The sequence below is a fragment of the Brevibacterium samyangense genome, from assembly GCF_039529845.1.
GTDB lineage: Bacteria > Actinomycetota > Actinomycetes > Actinomycetales > Brevibacteriaceae > Brevibacterium > Brevibacterium samyangense.
In genome coordinates, this window is the sequence record NZ_BAAANO010000015.1 from 90,059 (window position 1) to 110,614 (window position 20,556).

The 20,556-nt window shown below is 70.9% G+C and carries 14 protein-coding genes and 1 riboswitch; of the genes, 12 read left to right on the plus strand and 2 right to left on the minus strand.

The window, feature by feature from the left end; translation table 11 throughout:
• The first annotated feature begins 14 nt into the window (after window positions 1-14).
• From ABD172_RS08690 to ABD172_RS08715, 6 genes are all read left to right on the plus strand, one after another.
• Window positions 15-1,796: an amidohydrolase gene (locus ABD172_RS08690; RefSeq protein ID WP_344308792.1), complete on the plus strand. Its 1,782-nt coding sequence runs from the start codon at window positions 15-17 to the stop codon at window positions 1,794-1,796.
• Between the two features lie 159 nt (window positions 1,797-1,955).
• Window positions 1,956-3,290: an NtaA/DmoA family FMN-dependent monooxygenase gene (locus ABD172_RS08695; protein WP_344308794.1), complete on the plus strand. Its 1,335-nt coding sequence runs from the start codon at window positions 1,956-1,958 to the stop codon at window positions 3,288-3,290.
• A 73-nt stretch (window positions 3,291-3,363) separates the two neighbouring features.
• A riboswitch (glycine riboswitch) is annotated at window positions 3,364-3,453 on the plus strand.
• Window positions 3,454-3,569: 116 nt separating this feature from the next.
• Window positions 3,570-6,512, plus strand: a complete 2,943-nt coding sequence (gene gcvP, locus ABD172_RS08700) for an aminomethyl-transferring glycine dehydrogenase (protein WP_344308796.1) — start codon at window positions 3,570-3,572, stop codon at window positions 6,510-6,512.
• Between the two features lies 1 nt (window position 6,513).
• On the plus strand, window positions 6,514-7,725 hold the full coding sequence (gcvT, locus tag ABD172_RS08705; RefSeq protein WP_344308798.1) for a glycine cleavage system aminomethyltransferase GcvT: 1,212 nt from the start codon (window positions 6,514-6,516) through the stop codon (window positions 7,723-7,725).
• A 94-nt stretch (window positions 7,726-7,819) separates the two neighbouring features.
• Complete coding sequence (gene gcvH / locus ABD172_RS08710) at window positions 7,820-8,218, plus strand: glycine cleavage system protein GcvH (protein ID WP_344308800.1); 399 nt, start codon at window positions 7,820-7,822, stop codon at window positions 8,216-8,218.
• 126 nt (window positions 8,219-8,344) lie between these two features.
• Entirely contained in the window at window positions 8,345-9,949 is a 1,605-nt protein-coding gene (locus tag ABD172_RS08715; protein WP_344308802.1) for an L-serine ammonia-lyase, read from the plus strand.
• Between the two features lie 303 nt (window positions 9,950-10,252).
• On the opposite strand, the gene ABD172_RS08720 is transcribed toward ABD172_RS08715, so the two are convergent.
• Both ABD172_RS08720 and ABD172_RS08725 read right to left on the minus strand, forming a co-directional pair.
• The gene (locus tag ABD172_RS08720) at window positions 10,253-11,293 is read right to left on the minus strand and encodes an NAD(P)-dependent alcohol dehydrogenase (protein ID WP_344308804.1); all 1,041 of its coding nucleotides are present in this window, start codon (window positions 11,291-11,293) and stop codon (window positions 10,253-10,255) included.
• A 41-nt stretch (window positions 11,294-11,334) separates the two neighbouring features.
• Window positions 11,335-12,162, minus strand: coding sequence for a PIN domain-containing protein (locus tag ABD172_RS08725; RefSeq protein WP_344308806.1), 828 nt, complete (start codon window positions 12,160-12,162; stop codon window positions 11,335-11,337).
• 106 nt (window positions 12,163-12,268) lie between these two features.
• Here ABD172_RS08725 and ABD172_RS08730 point away from each other — a divergent pair, with 106 nt between their 5' ends.
• The 6 genes from ABD172_RS08730 (at window position 12,269) to ABD172_RS08755 (ending at window position 20,535) form a co-directional block, all read left to right on the plus strand.
• Window positions 12,269-14,032, plus strand: coding sequence for a serine hydrolase domain-containing protein (locus ABD172_RS08730; protein ID WP_344308808.1), 1,764 nt, complete (start codon window positions 12,269-12,271; stop codon window positions 14,030-14,032).
• 364 nt (window positions 14,033-14,396) lie between these two features.
• Window positions 14,397-15,566, plus strand: a complete 1,170-nt coding sequence (locus ABD172_RS08735) for an alkene reductase (RefSeq protein ID WP_344308809.1) — start codon at window positions 14,397-14,399, stop codon at window positions 15,564-15,566.
• 223 nt (window positions 15,567-15,789) lie between these two features.
• The gene (locus ABD172_RS08740) at window positions 15,790-16,620 is read left to right on the plus strand and encodes an IclR family transcriptional regulator (protein ID WP_344308811.1); all 831 of its coding nucleotides are present in this window, start codon (window positions 15,790-15,792) and stop codon (window positions 16,618-16,620) included.
• On the plus strand, window positions 16,617-17,834 hold the full coding sequence (locus ABD172_RS08745; protein WP_344308813.1) for a thiolase domain-containing protein: 1,218 nt from the start codon (window positions 16,617-16,619) through the stop codon (window positions 17,832-17,834). The genes ABD172_RS08740 and ABD172_RS08745 overlap by 4 nt, the downstream gene beginning before the upstream one ends.
• Window positions 17,831-19,672 (plus strand): AMP-binding protein, encoded by a 1,842-nt coding sequence (locus tag ABD172_RS08750; RefSeq protein ID WP_344308815.1) that lies wholly within the window; start codon window positions 17,831-17,833, stop codon window positions 19,670-19,672. Before ABD172_RS08745 ends, ABD172_RS08750 begins: the two co-directional genes overlap by 4 nt.
• Complete coding sequence (locus tag ABD172_RS08755; RefSeq protein ID WP_344308817.1) at window positions 19,669-20,535, plus strand: SDR family NAD(P)-dependent oxidoreductase; 867 nt, start codon at window positions 19,669-19,671, stop codon at window positions 20,533-20,535. Before ABD172_RS08750 ends, ABD172_RS08755 begins: the two co-directional genes overlap by 4 nt.
• The last annotated feature ends 21 nt before the right edge of the window (window positions 20,536-20,556 follow it).

Genomic DNA, 20,556 nt, shown 5'->3' on the forward strand with positions numbered 1-20,556 from the left:
ATGGAATGTCCCCCATGCGCCTCTTCTTCAACGCGGTCGTGCACGTTTTCGACCCCGCCCTCCCCGTTCCCCGCACCGTGTCCGACCTCGCCCCGGCGAACGCCCTGCTCGTCGGCGACGACGGGAAGGTCCTCGCGAGCGGAGGCGTCGAAGATCTGCGTGCCCGCGCCGCCGAACTGTCGGCGCCTGCCGAGGCGAGTGGCGCCTCGGCGACGAACCCCGGGGTGTCCGCCCTCGAGGAGATCGACCTCGGTGGGCGGGTCGTCGTGCCCGGGCTCGTCGATGCGCACCTCCACGTCCTCAGCTACGCGGAGTCGCTCGCGGAGGTCGACCTGCGCGGCACCGCCACGCTCGAGGAGGCGATCGCGGTGCTGCGCGCGTACGCCGCGGACCTGCCCGACGGCATGTGGCTCACCGGCGGGCGCTGGGACTTCAACAAGTGGGGCCTCGCGCAGCAGCCCGATCGCGAACTCCTCGATGCCGCGTTCCCCGACCGGCCCGTCGCACTCTCCTCGATCGACTTCCACACGCTCTGGTGCAATGGCGCAGCGCTGCGTGCGGCCGGTGTCGACGCCTCGACCGCGGACCCGGCGGGCGGTGCGATCGTCCGCGACGCGCACGGCGAGGCCACCGGCATCCTCCGGGAGACCGCTGCCGACCTCGTGTGGGCCGTCGTCCCCGACCTCCCACTCGAGGTGCGCGTCGAGTACCTGAGGCGGGCGCAGCAGGAATGGCTCGCAGAAGGCCTCACGAGCGTGCACGACATCGACGGCGCCGCCTCCCGGGAGGCGTGGGAGGAACTGCGTGCTCGCGGCGAGCAGCGCATGCGCGTCGTCAAGTACCTCCGCCCCGAGGAGCTCGCGTGGGCTGTGGAGGCCAGCTGGCACACCGGCGGCGGCGACGCATGGTTCACCCAGGGCGGCCTCAAGCTGTTCTCCGACGGCGCGCTCGGCTCGCAGTCCTCCCACATGTCGAAGGCGTACCCGCACGCCCATGACGAACCGGAGAACTACGGCATCCAGATCACGACCGAGGACCAGCTCGTCGAGCAGATCACCGAGGCGCTCGCCCACGGGATCGCCCCCGCGATCCACGCGATCGGCGACCAGGCGAACCACCACGTGCTGAACGCCTACGCCCGCACCGCGGAGCTCGCGGAAGCCGCACGTGCGCGCACCGGACTGCCGCTGCGCGGCCGGATCGAGCACGCGCAGTTCGTCCAGCCCGGCGACGTCGACCGATTCCGAGAGCTCGGCATCATCGCATCGATGCAGCCGCGCCACTGCATCTCCGACCTCCACCTCATCGAACGCCTGCGCCCGGACGAGGCGCTCGCCGCCTATGCGTGGACCGATCTCGAGGACTCCGGGGCGGTCGTCGCCTTCGGGTCCGACGGCCCGGTCGAGCCGAGCAACCCCTTTGCTGCGATCTACGCCGCGATGACCCGGGCCGACATCTCGGGCGACCCCGCGACCTCGTACCAGCGCGAACGCCGCATGAGTGCGTGCCGTGCGTGGCGGGCGCACTCCTGGGCGCCGGCCTTCGCTGCGGGGATCGAGGAGCGTGCGGGGCACCTCGGGGCCGGTGCGGACGCCGACTTCCTCGTCCTCGACATCGATCCCTTCACGTTCCGTGACGACTCCGGTGCCGTTGTCGGTGACGGGGTGAGCGGCGAATACGCCTCCGAGGAGGCGCTCTTCGCCCACGCCGAGGCGCTCCGGGACGCCACTCCGGTCCTCACCGTCGTGGCCGGCGAGGTCGCGTACGAGCGGGAGGCTGCGCGCGCGGCGGTGTGAGTGGAAGCGCGTCGGCCGCTGAGTTCCAGACTCTTGTGTGAGTTGCTGGCGTAGTGAACGCTAAGCGACCGGAAGTCGCGAGAGTGTCCGGAACTCGGTGCGGGCGCCGATGGGCGGGCGTGTGCGCGATTTTGCGCAGAAGTGTGCAAAAGTTGTGCCGTGAACACCTCGACCGTCTCCTCGACATCCCCGAACGCCCGTCGCATGCACCTCGTCGCGTACATGAAGACCGGCCCGACAGCTCTCCAGTCCGGCGGATGGCGGCACCCCGAAGCGCCCCTGAACTTCCTCGACCCGGGGTTCTACGAGGACGCCGCGCGCACCTTCGAGGCCGCGCGACTCGACGGCTGCTTCTTCGCGGACCTCTTCGGGATCGCGGACACGTACAAGGGCCTCGCCCCGTTCCTCGAGATGGGAGGGCAGAACAGCTACCTCGACCCGATGACGGTGCTGCCGGTCATGGCGCGGGTGTCGCGGCACCTCGGGCTCGGGGCGACCGTGTCGACGAGCTTCCACACCCCCTTCCACCTCGCCCGCTCGCTCCAGTCCGTCGACGTGCTCTCCGGCGGGCGGATCGCGTGGAACGTCGTCACCTCTGCGACGGACCTCGAGGCCGCGAACGCCGGGATGGACGGACTGCCGCCCCACGACGAACGCTACGACCGGGCCGACGAGGTCCTCGAGGCGTGCACCGCACTGTGGAACTCCTGGGACGAGGACCCCTTCGTGTTCGACCGCGAGCGCGGCCTCTTCGCCGATCCGTCCAAGGTGCACTATGCCGACTACAGCGGCCGGTGGGTGCGGACCCGTGGGCCGCTGCCCACACCTCGGAGTCCGCAGGGGCACCCCGTGCTCATGCAGGCGGGATCCTCCGGCCGGGGCCGGGAATTCGCCGCCCGCTGGGCCGAGGTGATCTTCACCCGGGCGGCCCCCGTGCCGGACATGCAGGCGTTCTACGCCGATATGCACGAGCGCCTCGCGGCCGCCGGCCGCCGGCCCGAGGACTGCCGGATCCTCCCCGGGGTCACGGTGGTGACGGGGGAGACCGACGCGATCGCGCGCGACCGCGCCGAGTACCTCGAACGCCTCGAACACGAGGAGTACCAGCAGGCGTACCAGTCGATGATCGTCGGCGCGGACCTCAGCCGGCACACGACGACCGAGGCGGTCGAGGCCGCGCGAGGCACCGCCGGGATCCACGGGATCACCGAGGGATTCGCGAAGGAGTCGGCCGCGACCGGGAAGACCTTCGCGGAGTCGACGCGGAAGATGCTGCGCGACCACGCGATCGTGGGGTCGCCGCAGACCGTCGCCGACCGTCTGCAGGAGATGTTCGAGTCCGGGTGCGGTGACGGGTTCGTCCTCATGCCGACGACGGTGCCGACGAGCCACGAACAGTTCTGCCGCCTCGTCGTGCCCGAACTGCAGAAGCGGGGGCTGTTCCGCACCGAGTACACCGCGTCGACCCTGCGGGGGAACCTGCAGCAGCCCTGAGCCTCCCGACCCGACAGCCCTGACGTGTTGTCCTTCGGAAACACCTCGCGGCTAGAATGGTCGGCAGCCGTCATGACGCGCGGTGGGAGAGCCGGATCCGCTCCGGCGCCGTAGGTGCAATCCCTCCCCGGGAAACTCTCAGGCCCAGTACCGCCGCGCGCAGGCACCTCTGAAGTGCTCCGCCCCTGCAGGGCGGAGCGTGACAGAGCGGGGAGGAACACGCCCAACCGTGTGTTCGTCACCGCTCGCGCACGGACTGCCCGATCCACGAGGATGCTCATGACCGCTGGCTCCCTGGCCCACACCTCCGCACCCACGGGGGACGCACCCCGCCCGTTCTCCGACCGGCACATCGGCCCGCGCGCCGGCCAGGTCGGTCAGATGCTGCAGACCCTCGGCTTCGACTCCCTCGAGGCACTCTCGACCGCCGCCGTCCCGGAGAACATCCAGCAGGCCGCGCCACTGCGCATGGCCCCGGCGATGACGGAGTCCGAGGTCCTCGCGAAGCTCCGTGAGATCGCCGGCCGGAACGTCGTGCGGACCCAGATGATCGGCCAGGGCTACTCCGACACGATCACCCCGCCGGTGATCCGCCGGAACGTCGTCGAGAACCCGGCCTGGTACACGGCGTACACCCCCTACCAGCCGGAGATCTCCCAGGGTCGCCTCGAGGCGCTCCTCAACTTCCAGAACGTCGTCCAGGACCTCACCGGGCTGCCGGTCGCGAACGCCTCCCTCCTCGACGAGGCCACCGCGGTCGCCGAGGCCGTCCTCCTCATGCGCCGCGCCACGAAGAAGGGCTCGGTCGTCGTCCTCGACTCCGAACTCCACCCGCAGGTCATCGCCGTTGTCCGGTCGCGTGCGATCGCGATGGACTTCCGCGTGCAGATCGCGGACCTCTCGCAGGGCCTCGTCGGCGAGGACGTCTTCGGCATCGTGTGCGCCCAGCCGGGCACCTCGGGCGCCGTCCGCTCCTTCACCGACGCCGTCGCCGGCGCCAAGGAGCGCGGTGCGCTCGTCACCTTCGCCGCCGACCTCCTCGCCCTCACGTTCCTGCAGACGCCGGGCGCCCAGGGCGCCGACATCGCCGTCGGTTCGGCCCAGCGCTTCGGTGTCCCCCTGTTCTTCGGCGGCCCGCACGCCGGCTTCATGGCCGTGAACGACAAGCTCCGCCGCCAGATGCCCGGCCGCCTCGTCGGGGTGTCGAAGGACGTCGACGGCAAGCCCGCGTACCGCCTCGCGCTCCAGACCCGTGAGCAGCACATCCGCCGCGAGAAGGCGACCTCGAACATCTGCACCGCGCAGGCACTCCTCGCCGTCGTCGCCTCGATGTACGCGGTCTACCACGGCCCCGTGGGCCTCACCCGGATCGCGTCCCGCATCCACCGCCTCGCCGTCTCCTTCGCCGAGGCGGTCCGGGCCTCCGGCGTCGCCGCCGTCACGACGGAGCACTTCTTCGACACCGTCACCCTCGAGATCCCGGGGGAGGGAGCGGCTGCCGCCGCGGTCGCCGCCGCCGAGGCCGCGGGCATCAACATCCGCCTCTTCGATGCGACCCACGTGTCCGTGTCCTTCGGTGAACCGCACACGGTCGCCGACGTCAACACGCTCCTCGGTGCGCTCGGGATCGATGCGCGCGTCGACGTGGAGGCCTTCGGGGCCGCCGGCCACGGCACCTTCGGCGCCGCGCACATCGCCGCCCCGCAGCTGCCCGAGGCGCTCCTGCGCACGAGCGAGTTCCTCACCCACCCGGTGTTCAACACCCACGGGTCGGAGACGATGATGATGCGGTACCTCCGCACCCTCTCGGACCGCGACCTCGCCCTCGACCGGACGATGATCCCGCTCGGCTCCTGCACGATGAAACTCAACGCCGTCGCGGAGATGGAGGCCATCACGTGGCCCGAGTTCGCCTCGATCCACCCCTTCGCCCCCGAGTCGCAGACGGCCGGATGGCGTGAGCTCACCGCGGACCTCGAGAACATGCTCGTCGAGGTCACCGGGTACGACCGCGTGTCCCTCCAGCCGAACGCGGGCTCCCAGGGAGAACTCGCCGGTCTCCTCGCGATCCGCCAGTACCACCTCGCGAACGGCGATGCGGACCGCACCGTCGTCCTCATCCCGCAGTCGGCTCATGGCACGAACGCCGCCTCGGCCGTCCTCGCGGGTCTCGACGTCGTCGTGGTCGGGACGGCTTCCGACGGGTCGATCGACCTCGAGGACCTCGACGCGAAGATCGAGAAGCACAAGGACCGGCTCGCGGGCATCATGATCACCTACCCGTCCACGCACGGCGTGTACGAGGAAGCCGTGAGCGACGTGTGCGCCCGCATCCACGACGCCGGTGGTCAGGTGTACGTCGACGGTGCGAACCTCAATGCGCTCGTCGGTCTCGCGCAGCCGGGCAAGTTCGGTGGCGACGTCTCCCACCTCAATCTCCACAAGACCTTCTGCATCCCGCACGGCGGTGGCGGTCCGGGTGTCGGCCCGGTCGCGGTCCGTGAGCACCTCGCCCCGTTCCTCCCGGGCGACCCGCGTGACGCGGAGCTCGTGAACGGTGAGGGCACGGCCCTCCCGGTGAGCGGTTCGCTCCTCGGATCCGCCGGTGTCCTCCCGATCTCCTGGGCGTACCTCAAGCTCATGGGCGGCGAGGGCGTCACCGAGGCGACCCGTTCGGCGCTCCTCGGCGCCAACTACATCGCGGCGTCGCTGCGCGAGGACTTCCCGGTCCTCTACACCGGTGACTCCGGGCTCGTCGCGCACGAGTGCATCCTCGACCTCCGCGAACTCACCGCCCGCACCGGTGTCACCGCGGAGGACGTCACCAAGCGCCTCATCGACTACGGTTTCCACGCCCCGACCCTCGCGTTCCCGGTCGCCGGCACGCTCATGGTCGAACCGACCGAGTCCGAGGACAAGGGCGAACTCGACCGGTTCATCACCGCGATGAAGCACATCCGGGCGGAGATCGACGCGGTCGGCACCGACTACCCCTACGAGGAGTCGCCGCTGCACCACGCACCCCACACCGCGACCTCGGTGATGGACGACTGGGACAAGCCGTACAGCCGGAAGACCGCGGTGTTCCCGGTCCACGGCCTCGAACTCACGAAGTACTTCCCGCCGGTCCGCCGCATCGACGGCGCCTTCGGCGACCGCAACTTCGCCTGCTCGTGCCCGCCGCCCGAGGCCTTCGCGAGCGCATTCGGAGAGGACGCCTGACATGAGCGACACCACTGCAGCAGCACAGGAAGCGACCCGGGCGGCCGAGGACGCGCCGCGGAAGACCTCCCTGTACGAGGTGCACGCGGCCCTCGGCGCCTCGTTCACGGACTTCGGTGGCTGGGACATGCCGCTCAAGTACGGTTCCGAGCTCGCCGAGCACCGGGCCGTCCGCGGGACCGCCGGCCTCTTCGACCTCTCCCACATGGGCGAGGTGCGGGTGTCCGGGAAGGACGCGGGCCTCTACCTCGACCACGCGCTCGTCGCCCGCTACTCGACCATGAAGGTCGGCAAGGCGAAGTACGGCGTCATCGTGAACGAGGACGGCTTCGTCGTCGACGACCTCATCACCTACCGGATCGCGGAGGACGAGTACCTCGTCGTCCCGAACGCCTCGAACGCCCCCGTCGTCGCGGCGGCCCTCGCCGAGCGCGTCGCCGGGTTCGAGGCGGCCCACGCCTCGATCCCCGGAACCTCGGGGGGGCCCGAGGTCACCGTCGTCGACGAGTCCGCGGAGACCTCGCTCGTCGCCGTCCAGGGCCCGCAGTCCGAGGCGATCGTCGTGAAGGCGCTCGACGCCGGCATCGACGCCTCCCTCGTCACCGAGCTGCGCTATTACGCGTGGTCCCCGGTGACGATCGCCGGGATCGACGTCATGCTCGCCCGGACCGGGTACACGGGGGAGGACGGGTTCGAGCTCTACGTGCCGAACGCCTCGGCCGTGGCACTCTGGGAGGCGCTCGTCGCCGCAGGTGAGGGCTTCGACCTCGTGCCGTGTGGCCTCGCCGCGCGTGATTCCCTGCGCCTCGAGGCAGGCATGCCGCTCTACGGCCACGAACTCACCCTCGCGACGACCCCGGTCGACGCCGGGCTGGGGAAGATGGTCGAGGGCAGCCTGAAGAACAAGGAGTGGGACTTCTTCGCGAAGCCCGCGCTCGAGGCGAAGGTCGGTTCGCAGCCGGCCCGCCTTCTCGTCGGTCTCACCTCCGAGGGGCGCCGCGCCGCGCGCGAAGGTGCTGCGATCCTCGTGGACGGGACCGAGATCGGTACCGTGACCTCGGGGCAGCCCTCGCCGACCCTCGGCCACCCGATCGCACTCGGTTACGTGGACCCGCAGTTCGCGGAGCCCGGCACCGCCGTCGCGGTCGACATCCGCGGCAAGGCACACGACTTCGTCGTCGCCGCCCTGCCGTTCTACTCCCGCGAACGCTGACTCCTCCCGGCCGGGCCTCGTGCCCGATCGGTCATACGATTTCCCGTACTCACAGCACGATCCGCACCGGATTCCCGAAACCTAAGGACACACCATGGCAGAACTTCCCGCACTCCCGCAGGACTTCACCTACTCCGCCGAGCACGAGTGGGTGAACGCGACGGCCGACGCCGTCGTCGGCGCCACCGTCCGTGTCGGCATCACCGCCGTCGCGACCGACGCCCTCGGTGAGATCGTCTACGTCGACCTCCCGGCCGTCGGCGACACCGTCACCGCAGGTGAGACCTGCGGTGAGGTCGAGTCCACGAAGTCCGTCTCCGATGTGTACTCGCCCGTCACGGGTGAGGTCGTCGCCGTCAACGAGGCCGCGTCGGACGACCCGGCGATCGTGAACTCCGACCCCTACGGCGAGGGCTGGCTCTTCGAGGTCGCCGTCACCGCGACGGGCGAGCTCATGGACGCCGCCGCCTACGCCGAGGCCAACAAGCTGTGACCTGCGGATGATCGTCGGACGGGCCGCAGCTCCTGGTGAGCGCGGCCCGTTCGTCTTTTCCCGGCCGCTCGGTCCTGGACCGGGCACCTGTTCCACTTTCCGTATCACTGCCTTCTGGAGGCTTCCGTGATCAGCGTCTTCGATCTCTTCACCGTCGGCATCGGGCCGTCGAGCTCGCACACCGTCGGTCCCATGCGCGCCGCGGTGTCGTTCGTCGAACTCCTGCAGGAACGCACCGGCGGCAGCCTGTCCGAGGTGGTGGCGCTCGAGGTCGACGTGTACGGCTCGCTCGCGGCGACCGGGCACGGGCACGGCACGTTCGACGCGATCCTCCTCGGCCTCGAGGGGTGCCGCCCGGAGACCGTGGAACCGAACGAACTCGAGGACCGCCGGGCCCGCATGGAACGCACGGGTGCGGTGCGCCTCGGCGAGGGACTCGTGGCGCCGGGAGGTGCCGGTTCCGGTGTCGAGGTGCGGGGCGCCTCGGGCGGGGACGTCGCCCCGGAAGCGGTGACCGGAGGCACCGCGGGCGCGGATTCGGAAGGTGCCGGGGTGCCGGAGATCCCGCTCACGGAGGCGGACATGCGGTTGCGGCCGCTCACCGTGCTGCCCCGGCACACGAACGGACTCACGTTCACGGCGCGGAATGCCGCCGGTGAGGTCGTGGCCGAGGAGACGTACTTCTCCGTCGGTGGTGGGTTCGTCGTGTGCCAGTCCGAGGAGGAGGCGGCCGCGGCGGCTGCCTCTGCTGCCGGGGCCGGTCCGGAAGGGCCGTCCGGCGAGGGCGCGGAAGCCTCCGGGGAGGTCGGCGCTGTCGCCGTGATCGGACGGTCCGACATCGCCGAGGTTCCCTACCGGTTCCGCAGCGCTGCGGAACTCGTGCAGATGGCCGAGTCCTCGGGCCTGGCGATCTGGGAACTCATGCTTGAGAACGAGAAGGTGAGCCGGACCGAGGAGGAGATCCGCGAGGGGCTGCTGCACATCCACGCGGTCATGGAGGAGTGCGCGCGGAACTCGCTCGACCGGTCCGGGCATCTGCCGGGCGGGCTCAAGGTGCGCAGGCGTGCGCACGACTGGGCACTCAAGCTCAAAGCGCACGACCCCACGCACGATCCGCGGTTCTACCAGGAGTGGGTGAACCTCATCGCGCTCGCGGTGAACGAGGAGAACGCCTCGGGCGGGCGGGTCGTCACCGCGCCGACGAACGGGGCGGCGGGCATCATCCCCGCGGTCATGTACTACGCGCTGGGCTACGTGGACTCGGTCGTCGACGGCGGTGCGCCGGCGCGTGAGGACGCGATCGTCACGTTCCTCCTCACAGCGGCCGCGATCGGGGTGCTGTACAAGGAACGGGCGTCGATCTCCGGTGCGGAGGTCGGGTGCCAGGGCGAAGTCGGGTCCGCGAGTTCGATGGCCGCCGGTGCGCTCGCCCAGGTGATGGGCGGGACGCCGGCGCAGGTGGAGAACGCGGCGGAGATCGCGATGGAGCACAACCTCGGGCTCACGTGCGATCCGATCGCCGGGCTCGTGCAGGTGCCGTGCATCGAACGCAACGCGATCGCCGCCGGCAAGGCGATCAACGCCGCCCGGATGGCACTGTGGGGCGACGGTGAGCACCGGGTGTCGCTCGACGAGGTCATCGCGACGATGAAGGCGACCGGCGCGGACATGAGCCACAAGTACAAGGAGACCGCGATGGGCGGCCTTGCGGTGAACGTGGTGGAGTGCTGAGGTGGCGCTGTCCTTCCGCTGGTTCGTCGCGCAGATGGGGTTGCGCGATCAGCTGTGCACTCCGGCACGAAATCCGGCCCGAGAATCGTGCCGGATCGCGCAGCTGACTTCACGCGGCTGTGGTCGTCGCCACGGTACTCGCGTCGGTTCCGCACTCGTTCGGGGCTGAGATCGACCACCCGGCCCGTTCGCGGAAGATGCAGGCGGTTCGGACACACAGAAATCCGGTGAAGACAGCTCCCGGGGGCTGTCTTCACCGGATTTCTGTGTGTCTTCGAGGAACGGGGTCGTAACCGCCCGCCCTCAGAACGTCTTCGCGTCGATGACGAAGCGGTACCGGACGTCGGAGGCGACGACGCGGTCGTAGGCCTCGTTGATCTGGTCGGCGGTGATGAGCTCGATCTCGGAGACGACACCGTGCTCGGCGCAGAAGTCGATCATCTCCTGGGTCTCACGGATGCCACCGATGTTCGAACCGGCGAGCGTGTGACGGCCACCGATGAGCGAACGCGGATCGATGTCCATGCCGCCCTCGGGCAGACCGAGGAGGACGACCGCGCCCTCGGGCTTGAGGGTGCGGAGGTACGCGTTGACCGGGTGCGGCACGGAGACCGTGTCGATGATGATGTCGAAGGCGCGGTGGTGCTCCTTCTCGAAGCCCTCCTCGGTCGTGTAGTACCCGGTGGCGCCGAAGCGCTCGCCGTCGGCCTTCTTCGAGAGGGAGTGGGAGAAGACGGAGACCTCGGCGCCCATGGCGGCGGCGATCTTCACGGCGACGTGGCCGAGCCCGCCCATGCCGACGACCGCGACCTTCTTGCCCGGGCCCGCGCCCCACTTGGCGAGCGGCGAGTACGTGGTGATACCGGCGCACAGGAGCGGCGTGGCAGCGGCGGGGTCGATGGAATCCGGGATGTGGATGACGAAGTCCTCGCGCACCGGGATGTGGGTGGAGTACCCGCCCTGGGTGACGGTGCCGTCGATCCGGTCGATCGAGTTGTACGTGCCGACGGAACCGTTCTCGCAGTAGTGCTGGTCGCCGCGGAGGCAGTACTCGCACTCCATGCACGAGTCGACGAGGCAGCCGACGCCCACGCGGTCGCCGACCTTCGCCTTCGTGACCTCGGAGCCGACCTCGGTGACGATGCCGATGATCTCGTGGCCGGGAGCGAGCGGGTACTTGCAGCCGCCCCACTCGTCGCGCACGGTGTGGATGTCCGAGTGGCAGATGCCCGCGTACTCGATCTCGATCATGACGTCGTTCGCGCGCACATCACGGCGATCGATCGTGGACTTCGCGAGGGGCTGGTCGGCAGCGGTGGCCTGGTATGCAGCAACGGTTCTCATAACCGGCAGTCTATGAGTCCGAGGCTGCGCGGGGATGAACGTCAGGTTTCCGGGGCCGTGAGAAATCCCTCCAGCAGGCGGGCGAAACCGGCCGCACCCGAGGCGCGGGTCGCCTCGACGAGTTCCCGCGCCGCTGCCTCGCGATCGGCCGAAGTCGGGGAAACCGCCGAGGCGCCACCGGCTCCGGAACCCCGTCCCCTCCCGGCACGGGGGCTCTGCGCTCTCCCGGCACGGGGACTCTGCCCCCGCGCGCGCCGCCGGGCGGCGCGGGTCGCGGCGACCTCGACCTCGGAACGGAACGCGCGAGTGAGGGCGTCGTCCGCCTCGGCGGCGAGGAGCTGGAGGAACTCGTCCGCGGTGAGGAGCGCGTACGGAATGCGGGAGCGCAGCGGCGAGTCCACGGGTGCGAAGGCACGCGTGTCGTCGGTGACGAGCCAGGTGACGGCTCCGGCAAGCGCGGCGTTGTCGAGGTGCGCGTCGGTCGGGTCGAGGACGTAGGCGCGGACGGTGCGGTCGTCGGTCGTGACGGGCTCCGGTTCGCAGGCCTCGAGCCACCCACGTTCGATCCCGCGCCGGCCTGCCTGGGAGATCCCGGGATGCGTGTGGGGGATGCCGTCCCAGAGTTCGCGGCGGACGTCCTCGGTCCACACGAGGGAGATCGAGGCGGTGCGTGCGGCACTCCCGGCGTTCGCCTCGGATGCGCCGGCGTTCGCCTCGGCGGCGGCGTTCGCCTCGGCGACGAGGGCCTTGATCCAGCGGCGCAGCGGGTCCGACAGGAGCACGTTCGTGTCCACGAGCGCCCGACGGGAACCGGGGGCTGCCGGGGGAGTGGGCTGAGGAGCAGGCACGTGCGGCCGAGGTGCGTTCACGGTGTCTATCGTAGGGAGGTGCGGCGCGTAGCGATGTCCTGCCACCGGTGGGCCGTGGCCCGGACGTCGAAACGTCGTGTTTCCCGGGTCGGGCTACTCTCGGGCCATGAACGCTGTCTCCTCGGTCACCACCCATCCCCGTCCGGCATCCGCCGCCCCTGCCGACCCGTCCATCGCCGAGGCGCTCTCCGCCCTCCGGCAGCACCTCAGCGCGGCGATCGCGGAGTCCCCGGCACCCGAGGTGGCCTGGGGACTCGTCAAGGACGGCCGGGTGGTCGACGGGGAGAACCTCGACCGGATCTTCCGTATCGCCTCGATGACGAAGTCGTTCACCGCGGCCACCCTGTTGGGACTCAAGTACGGGCTCGTGGAGTGCGGTGCGGGGGAGCGTCACCCTGGTACGGAAGGTTCCACGGGCGCAGGAGTCACGAGCGGAGGGGCTCCTTCGCCGCTCGATCTCGACCTTCCCGTCTCTACCTGGATCCCCGCCACGGCCGGCCTCCCGCACGGGGAGATCACCCTCCGCGATGCCCTCACGATGTCGAGCGGCCTGCCGAACGACGACCCGTGGGCCGACCGCCAGGAATCGCTCACCGCCGCAGAGTTCGACGCGCTCGCCGCCCGCGCCGCCCACATGAACTTCCTGCCCGGCACCGCGTTCGAGTACGCGAACTACGGGTATGCGATGCTCGGCCGCGTCGTCGAGGTCGTCTCCGGCCTGCCCTTCCCCGAGGCCGTTCGCACCGCTCTCCTCGCGCCTCTCGGCCTCGACTCGAGCGACTTCCGCGCGACCGACCTCCCGGCCGACCGCCTCGTCACCGGGTACCGGCCCACGGCAGCAGGCGGGCTCGAACCGCTGTCGTACTCGGACGCCGGGGCGTTCTCCGCGATCGGCGGGATGTTCTCCACCGTCCGGGATCTCGCGGTGTGGGTCGACCGGTTCGTGCGGGCGGCGAATCCGGGCGCGGGCGGCGCTGCGGGCGATGTTGCGGACGGGCCCGCGGGTGGGGTTCGGGCCGTCGTGGACCCGTGGGCCCGGCCGCTCCGTGACATGCAGCAGGCCCACCGTTTCGTCGACGTCCGACCGGCCGACCCGTCTGACGCGGACAGCCCGAACGGCGTGCGCTCCGCCGGGTACGGGTACGGCCTCAACACGGTCTTCGATTCCGCGCTCGGGCACTTCGTCGCGCACTCAGGCGGGTACCCCGGCTTCGGCTCCCACATGCGCTGGCATCCCGCGAGCGGGTACGGCCTCGTGATCCTCGGCAACACGACGTACTTCCCCGCGAGCGTCCTCGCCGACGCCGCCCTCTCCCGGTTCATCGCGGATGCCGAGGTGCCGACCGGACTCGAACCCGTGGGCGCGCCGGCACGTACGGCCCCGGTCTTCTCCGGGAAGGCGACCGCGGTGCAGCGCCATCGTCCGTCGTCCGAGGCGATGGCGCTCATTCCCCGCCTCGAGGAGTGGATCCGCCTCGGCGCGACCGACGACTCCTTCGCCGACGCGGTGTTCGCCGAGAACATGGACCTCGACGTGCCCCGCATCGAACGCCGCACCCGCATCACCGAGGCGCTCGCCGCCACGGGTGAAACGGACACCGTCGTGTCTGCCCCGGGAACGTCCGACGCAGCGGCGGACGTTGCCGGGCAGGGGAGCCCTGCGGCCGGTACTCCGATCGGCACAAGCGGCAGCGGTGCCACCGGTGGGAACGATGCCGAGGCGACTCGCACCTCGGCACCCGAGGTCATCTGGGTCAACGCCTCCCGCGCCCGGTGGACGGTGGCCGGCCCGCAGGCGGAGCGCCTCGTCGACGTGCTGTTCACCGCCTTCGGCGAGGTCCAGAGCCTCTCGGTGACGGTCAAGGACTGAGCCGGTCTCGCTCCCGAGCGAGCAGCACAGAGGCGTCGCCCCGGAAAGTACGCGGACAACGGAAATGTTTGGGCGGTCCGGGGACGAAACGCCGGTCGCCGGTCGTGGTGCGAAGGGGTACTGCCGAAAAGTACCTGGACGGCGGAAACGTTTGCGGGGTCCGGGGACGAAATGTGGGTAGGTGAGTGCTCCGGGGGGATCGGATCGATCGGGAAGCGCCCCGGATCCTCTTTCGGGACCGGCGTGTGGCGATGACCGCATGTGTCGCCGCGGGGTTCACGCGCACCGGGCGCGGGAGTAGAGTCGGTCCGCTCGCCACCCGGGCACCCACCCCGGCACCCACTGCGGAAGGACACCTTCGTTCATGCACGACGGCCACACCCAGGACAGCACCCTCACCACCCCCGGGAGCGCCACCGCGGCTCCCACCACCGCCACTGCGACCACCACCCCCGCCGACCATGCACTGTTCTCGCCGGTGACCCTCGGTGCCCTCGACCTCGCGAACCGCGTCGTCATGGCCCCGCTCACCCGCCTCCGTGCCGACGAGAACGGTGTGCCGAACGACCTTCATGTCGCGTACTACAGCCAGCGCGCGACCGCGGGCCTCATCGTCGCCGAGGGCACGTACCCGCACATGTCCGGCCGCACGTGGATGGGCCAGCCGGGTATCCAGACCCCCGAGCAGGTCGCCGCGTGGAAGCGGGTCACCGACGCCGTGCACGCCGAGGGCGGGAAGAGCGTCCTCCAGGTCATGCACGGGGGTCGGGTCTCCCACCCGGAGATCGCCGGGGTGCCGCGGATCGTCGCCCCGAGCCCCATCGCCTCGCCCGCTCCCATCCGCCTGCCGAACGGTGAGAAGGTCGACGCCCCGGTCCCCGAGGCGCTCTCGCCCGGTGAGATCGCCGAGGTCGTTCAGAGCTTCGTCCTCGCGGCCCGGAATGCGATCGAGGCCGGCTTCGACGGCGTCCAGGTCCACGGTGCGAACGGCTACCTCCTCCACCAGTTCCTCGCCCCGAGCTCGAACCAGCGTGCCGACGAGTACGGCGGCAGCCCCGAGAACCGTGCCCGTCTCCTCGTCGAGGTCACCCGTGCGGTCGCGGCGGAGATCGGCGCGGACCGCACGAGCGTCCGTCTGTCGCCGCAGCACAACGTGCAGGGTGTCGTGGAGGACGACGACGCGGACGTCGACGCCGTGTACGCGGTGCTCGCGAAGGAGTTCGGTGCCCTCGGCCTCGGGTTCGTCGACGTACTCCGTGCCGAACCGCGCGACGCGATCGTCCAGGACGTCATCCGTGCCGGCTCCGGACTCCCGCTCGTCGTGAACACCGGCTTCGGCCACCACACGACCCTCGAGGAGGCACAGGGTCTCGTCGAGGAGAACGTCGGCGAGGCCGTCGGCGTGGGCCGGGCCGTCATCGCCAACCCCGACCTCGTCCTCCGCTGGCGCACGGGCGCCGAGGAGAACCCGACGGACTCCTCGACGTTCTACGTCGGCGGCGCCCGCGGATACACCGACTACCCGACGCTCTGAGCCCACGCTGTCGCCGGGCCGGGGCGCGACCCGGCTCCCTCCGCAGCCTCACCCGGGCCGCCCCGGCCCCGCACCGAGCGGCACCGAAGGCCCACCCCGGAAAGTCCTGAAACGCTCTCACTGGCGGCGTCGGGATTCCGTTCACCGGAACGGAATCCCGACGCCGTTCCGGTATCCGGACCCCGGTTGACGCAGTGACGCGCATCACCGCAGGATTCCCTCCATGGCAAAGGTGCTGGACGGGAGTCCTCGTTCCGCTGAACGGAACACGCGGGGACCCGGAGCGAACGCAGGGGACGGAACCGCGCAGACCCTGCGGCGTTCCGCGGCGCTCGTCCACGCTCTCGCCCAGGGGGCACCTGCCCCCATGTCCCTCGCCACGCTCGCCGGCGCCTCGGGCCTGGCGAAATCGACGGTGCACCGCCTGCTCGCGGGGCTCGTGTCGATCGGCTGGGTCGCCCGGTCCGGTTCGGACTACCTCCTGTCCGCAACGCTCGTGCGGATCGGCGAGGCGGCTCGCGCCACCCATCCCGCGGATGCGGGGATCCGGGCGGCGCTCGGCCGGATCACCGCCGCGACGGGCGAGACCGCGTTCCATTCGGTCCTCGAGGGGACCTCGGTCGTGTGCACCCACCGCCGCGAGGGCACCGGCCCCATCCGCAACACCGTCCTCCAGGAGGGGGACGTCCATCCCCTCGGCGTCGGCGCCGGGTCCCTCGCGATCCTCGCAGCCCTGCCCGAGGCGGAGGCCACCCGGGCCCGGGAGGCGAACCTCGCCGCCCACGGGCCGGATTCCCTCCTCGGCCGGCTCGAGGCCGACGGCCGCCTCGCCGCCGCCCTCGCTGAGGCGCGGGAACTCGGCTACGCCCTCAACCCGGGCTTGGTCGTCCCGGCGTCGTGGGCCCTCGGTGTCCCCGTGTTCGACGCCGAGGGGCGGCCCACCGCCGCCCTCTCGCTCGGCTCGATCGAACAGCACCTCGGCCCCGACCGCCGTCCGGAACTCGTCCGCATCCTCACCCTCGAGGCGACCCGATTGTCGAAGGAGACATCGTGACACCTGCAGGATCCCCCACCGCCCCGACCGTCGGTTCAGCACCGACCGCGCGCACGGCACCGACGATCATCGGATGGTCCCACTCGGCGTTCGGCCGGCGGCCCGAATCGCTCCAGGAGCTCATGGGCCAGGTCGCCCGTGAAGCCGTCGCCCATGCCGGGCTCGAGCTCACCGAGGTCGATGCCCTCCACGTCGGGGTGTTCAACAACGGTCTCTACCCGCAGGGGTTCGAGGCGGCCCTCCCCGCCGTCGAGATCCCCGAGTTCGAACTCGTTCCCGCCCACCGCCACGAGAGCGCGTGCGCCACCGGGTCCGCCGCCGTGTTCGCCGCGTACGACGCCGTCGCCGCCGGCCGCGCGAAGGTCGCCCTCGTCATCGGCGCCGAGCACATGACGCACGTTCCCGGTCACGACGTCGGCAATGTGCTCCTCTCCGCGAGCTACCGCGAGGAGGAAGAGCATCATAAGAGCTTCGCCGGGGTGTTCGGGGAACTCGCCCGCCAGTACACGGACCGCTACGGCGACCCCTCGGAGTCCCTCGCCCGAATCGCGGCGAAGAACCACGGGAACGGCGCCCACAACCCGCTCGCGCACATGCAGAAGGACCTCGGTTTCGAGTTCTGCCACACGGTCTCCGAGAAGAACCCGTACGTCGCCGAACCCCTCCGCCGCACCGACTGTTCACTCGTCTCCGACGGTGCCGCCGCCCTCGTCATCGCCGCTCCCGAGGTCGCCGTCTCCGCACCGCAGGCCGTGGGCTGGCGCGGTCAGGGCAACGCGAACGACGCCCTCCCGATCTCCCGGCGCGATCCGCTGGAACTGCGGGGCGCCTCGGCGGCGATGGACCAGGCCCTCCGGGCCGCCGGCGTCCGCCTCACGGACCTCGACCTCCTCGAGACCCACGACTGCTTCACGATCGCCGAACTCCTCCAGTACGAGGCCTTCGGACTCGCCGCGCGGGGCGAGGGCGGCTCCGTCATCGACAGCGGATTCACCGCGATCGACGGCGCACTGCCGGTCAATCCCTCCGGCGGACTCAAGTCCAAGGGGCACCCGATCGGTGCGACCGGCGTGTCCATGCACGTGATGGCGGCCCGGCAGCTCGTCGGTGACGCGTCCGGCCTCCAGGTGCCCGGCGCGGAACTCGCGGGGGTCTTCAACATGGGCGGGGTCGCGGTGTCGAACTTCGCCTCGGTGCTGGAGCGGGTGCGATGAGCGCGACGACCGAGGTGCGGGGCGGCACGGGCTCGGGCGTGCCCGGCCCCCGCCCGACAGAAACACCGGAGGCGTCCACCGGCCTCGACCCGATCTCCCCGGACGCGGCCGCCGCCGACTTCGTGCCCTCGTGGCGCCGTGGGGTGAACGTCGCCCACTTCCTCACGCAGACCGCGCACAGGCTTCCCGAGCACCCCGCGGTCATTGCCGAGGAGGGGACGTGGACCTGGCGTGACCTCGACGAACGCGCCCATGCGATCACCGCGGCGCTGAGGGGCGCCGGGGTGCGCCGCCGCGACACCGTCATGGTGCTGAGCCCCAACCACCCGGAGATGATCGCCGCGTTCTGGGGCGCCTTCCGGGCCGGAGGGGTGCTCGCCCCGCCGAACGCGAAGCTCTCGCCGGGCGAGATCGCCGCGCTCGTGCGGAACACCCGGCCCCGCGTCGTCGTCGTCCACCGCGAACTGAGCGCGGTCGTCCGGCACCTCGCCGAGGAGGGACTTCTCCCGGCCACGGTGTTGTGGATCGACGGGGTCCCGGAGGCACACGAGGGCACGGCCGTCGCCGACGTCCCCGTCCCGGAGGAGTCCGCGCGGTTCGAGGCCGAGGTCGACGAGGACGACCCCTGCTGGTACTTCTTCACGAGCGGTTCGACCGGCACCCCGAAGGCCGCGACGTTCACGCACCGGCACCTCGGTGCTGTGCTCATGAACCACTACTGCGATCTCTTCCCGGGCGAGGACCACACGGGCGCGTCCCTCGTCATCGCGCCGCTCTCGCACGGCGCGGGAATCCACATGTTCGCGCAGGTCTTCGCCGGGTGCCCGTCCGTCCTCTATCCCTCCGGCGGGTTCCGCGGGGAGAAGGCGTGGCCGCTCATCGATGCACACGGAGTGACGAACGCATTCACCGTGCCGACCATCCTCAACCGCCTCGTCGAGGGCTATCCGGCCGACCGGGGGCCGTCCGACCACACCCTGCGGAACGTCGTCTACGCCGGCGCGCCGATGCTCGCCCAGGACCAGGAACACGCACTCGAACGACTCGGGGAATGCCTCGTCCAGTACTTCGGACTCGCCGAGGTCACCGGTGCCATCACGGCGCTCCGACCGAGTGAGCACGGCACGGTCCCCGTCGACGACGCGGGGATCGGTACCTGCGGACGCGCCCGCACGGGCGTGCGCATCGGCATCCGGGAGACCGGTGACGACGGGATCGAACGCGAACTGCCTCCGGGGGTCTCCGGAGAGGTGTGCGTCGCCGGTCCGACCGTGTGCGCGGGGTACCTGAACAATGCGAAGGCGAACGCGGAGTCCTTCGCCCACGGCTGGTTCCACACCGGCGACGTCGGGTACCTCGATGAGCAGGGGTACCTCTTCCTCACCGGACGGAAGTCGGACATGTTCATCTCCGGCGGCTCGAACGTGTACCCGCGCGAGATCGAGGAAGCGCTGCTCCTCGACGAGGCCGTGGCCGCCGTCGCGGTCCTCGGCGTTCCGGACCCGAAATGGGGCGAGGCCGGCGTGGCGATCGTCGAACTGCGGGACCCGAGCGTGCTCGACGGAGTCACCGCAGGTGACGGGACTGCCGCACGAGAAGGCGCCATGGGCGACCCCGAGAACCCGCTCGCCCCCGAGTCCATCGACGTCGGCGTCGTCCTCCCCGAGGAGTCCGAGCGGCTCCGGGCCTTCGTCGCCTCGCGCCTCGCCGGGTACAAGGTTCCACGTGAAACGCGCTTCGTGAGATCGATGCCCGTCACCGCGTACGGCAAGATCGCGCGCAAGGAACTCAAGGCCGGCCTCCTCGCCCGTGCTGCATCGAACGGAGCCGGCTCATGAACCGCCTCGCCGGCCACGTCGTCATCGCTTTCGGCTGCGGCAGCCCCGACGGGAGCACGAACAACGGCCTCGCCGCCGCCCGCGCCTTCGCCCGCGAGGGCGCCTCGGTGTGCGTCGTCGACCGCGACGACACGGCCATCGGGCACACCCTCGCGGCGCTCGACGCCGCGCACACGACTCCGCCTCCGCGGCACCTCGGCGTCCGGGCGGACGTCACCGAGGACGGTGACGTCGCTGCGGCCGTGGAGCGGTGCCGGGAGGATCTCGGGGTGCCGAGCGTCCTCTACTACAACGTCGGCATCGTCGTGAACGGTGGGCCCGAGGAACTGCCGACCGAGTCCTTCCGCTTCGCGCTCGACGTGAATCTCACCGGGGCGTTCCGCGCCGTCAAGGAGGTCCTGCCGCTCATGCGAAAGGCCGGGCGCGGGTCGATCGTCACGGTGTCCTCGGCCGGCGGGCTGCGGTGGATGGGGTACGACTACCCCGCGTACGCCGCCTCGAAGGCGGGGCTGCTGGAACTCACGAACTCGGTGGGGCTCGCCCATGCCCACGAGGGCATCCGTGCGAACTCGATCGCCCCCGGTCTCATCGAGACCCCCTTGTTGCGCACCTCGATCGCCGGACACCACGGCTCCGTCGAGGACATGCTGCGGGCGCGCCACGCCGCCTCACCCACCGGGCGGATGGGCACCCCCGAGGACGTCGCGGAGGCCGCCGTGTTCCTCGCGAGCGACGAATCCCGCTACATCAACGCCACCGTGCTGCCGGTCGACGGAGGGCTCACCCACGCCTCCCCGTCCCCGGCGGCACCCCCTTCGGCCCACGCGCCGGAATCCACCGACCGACCGGCTCACAAGGCCTGACCGCTTCCCTCACCCCTCTCT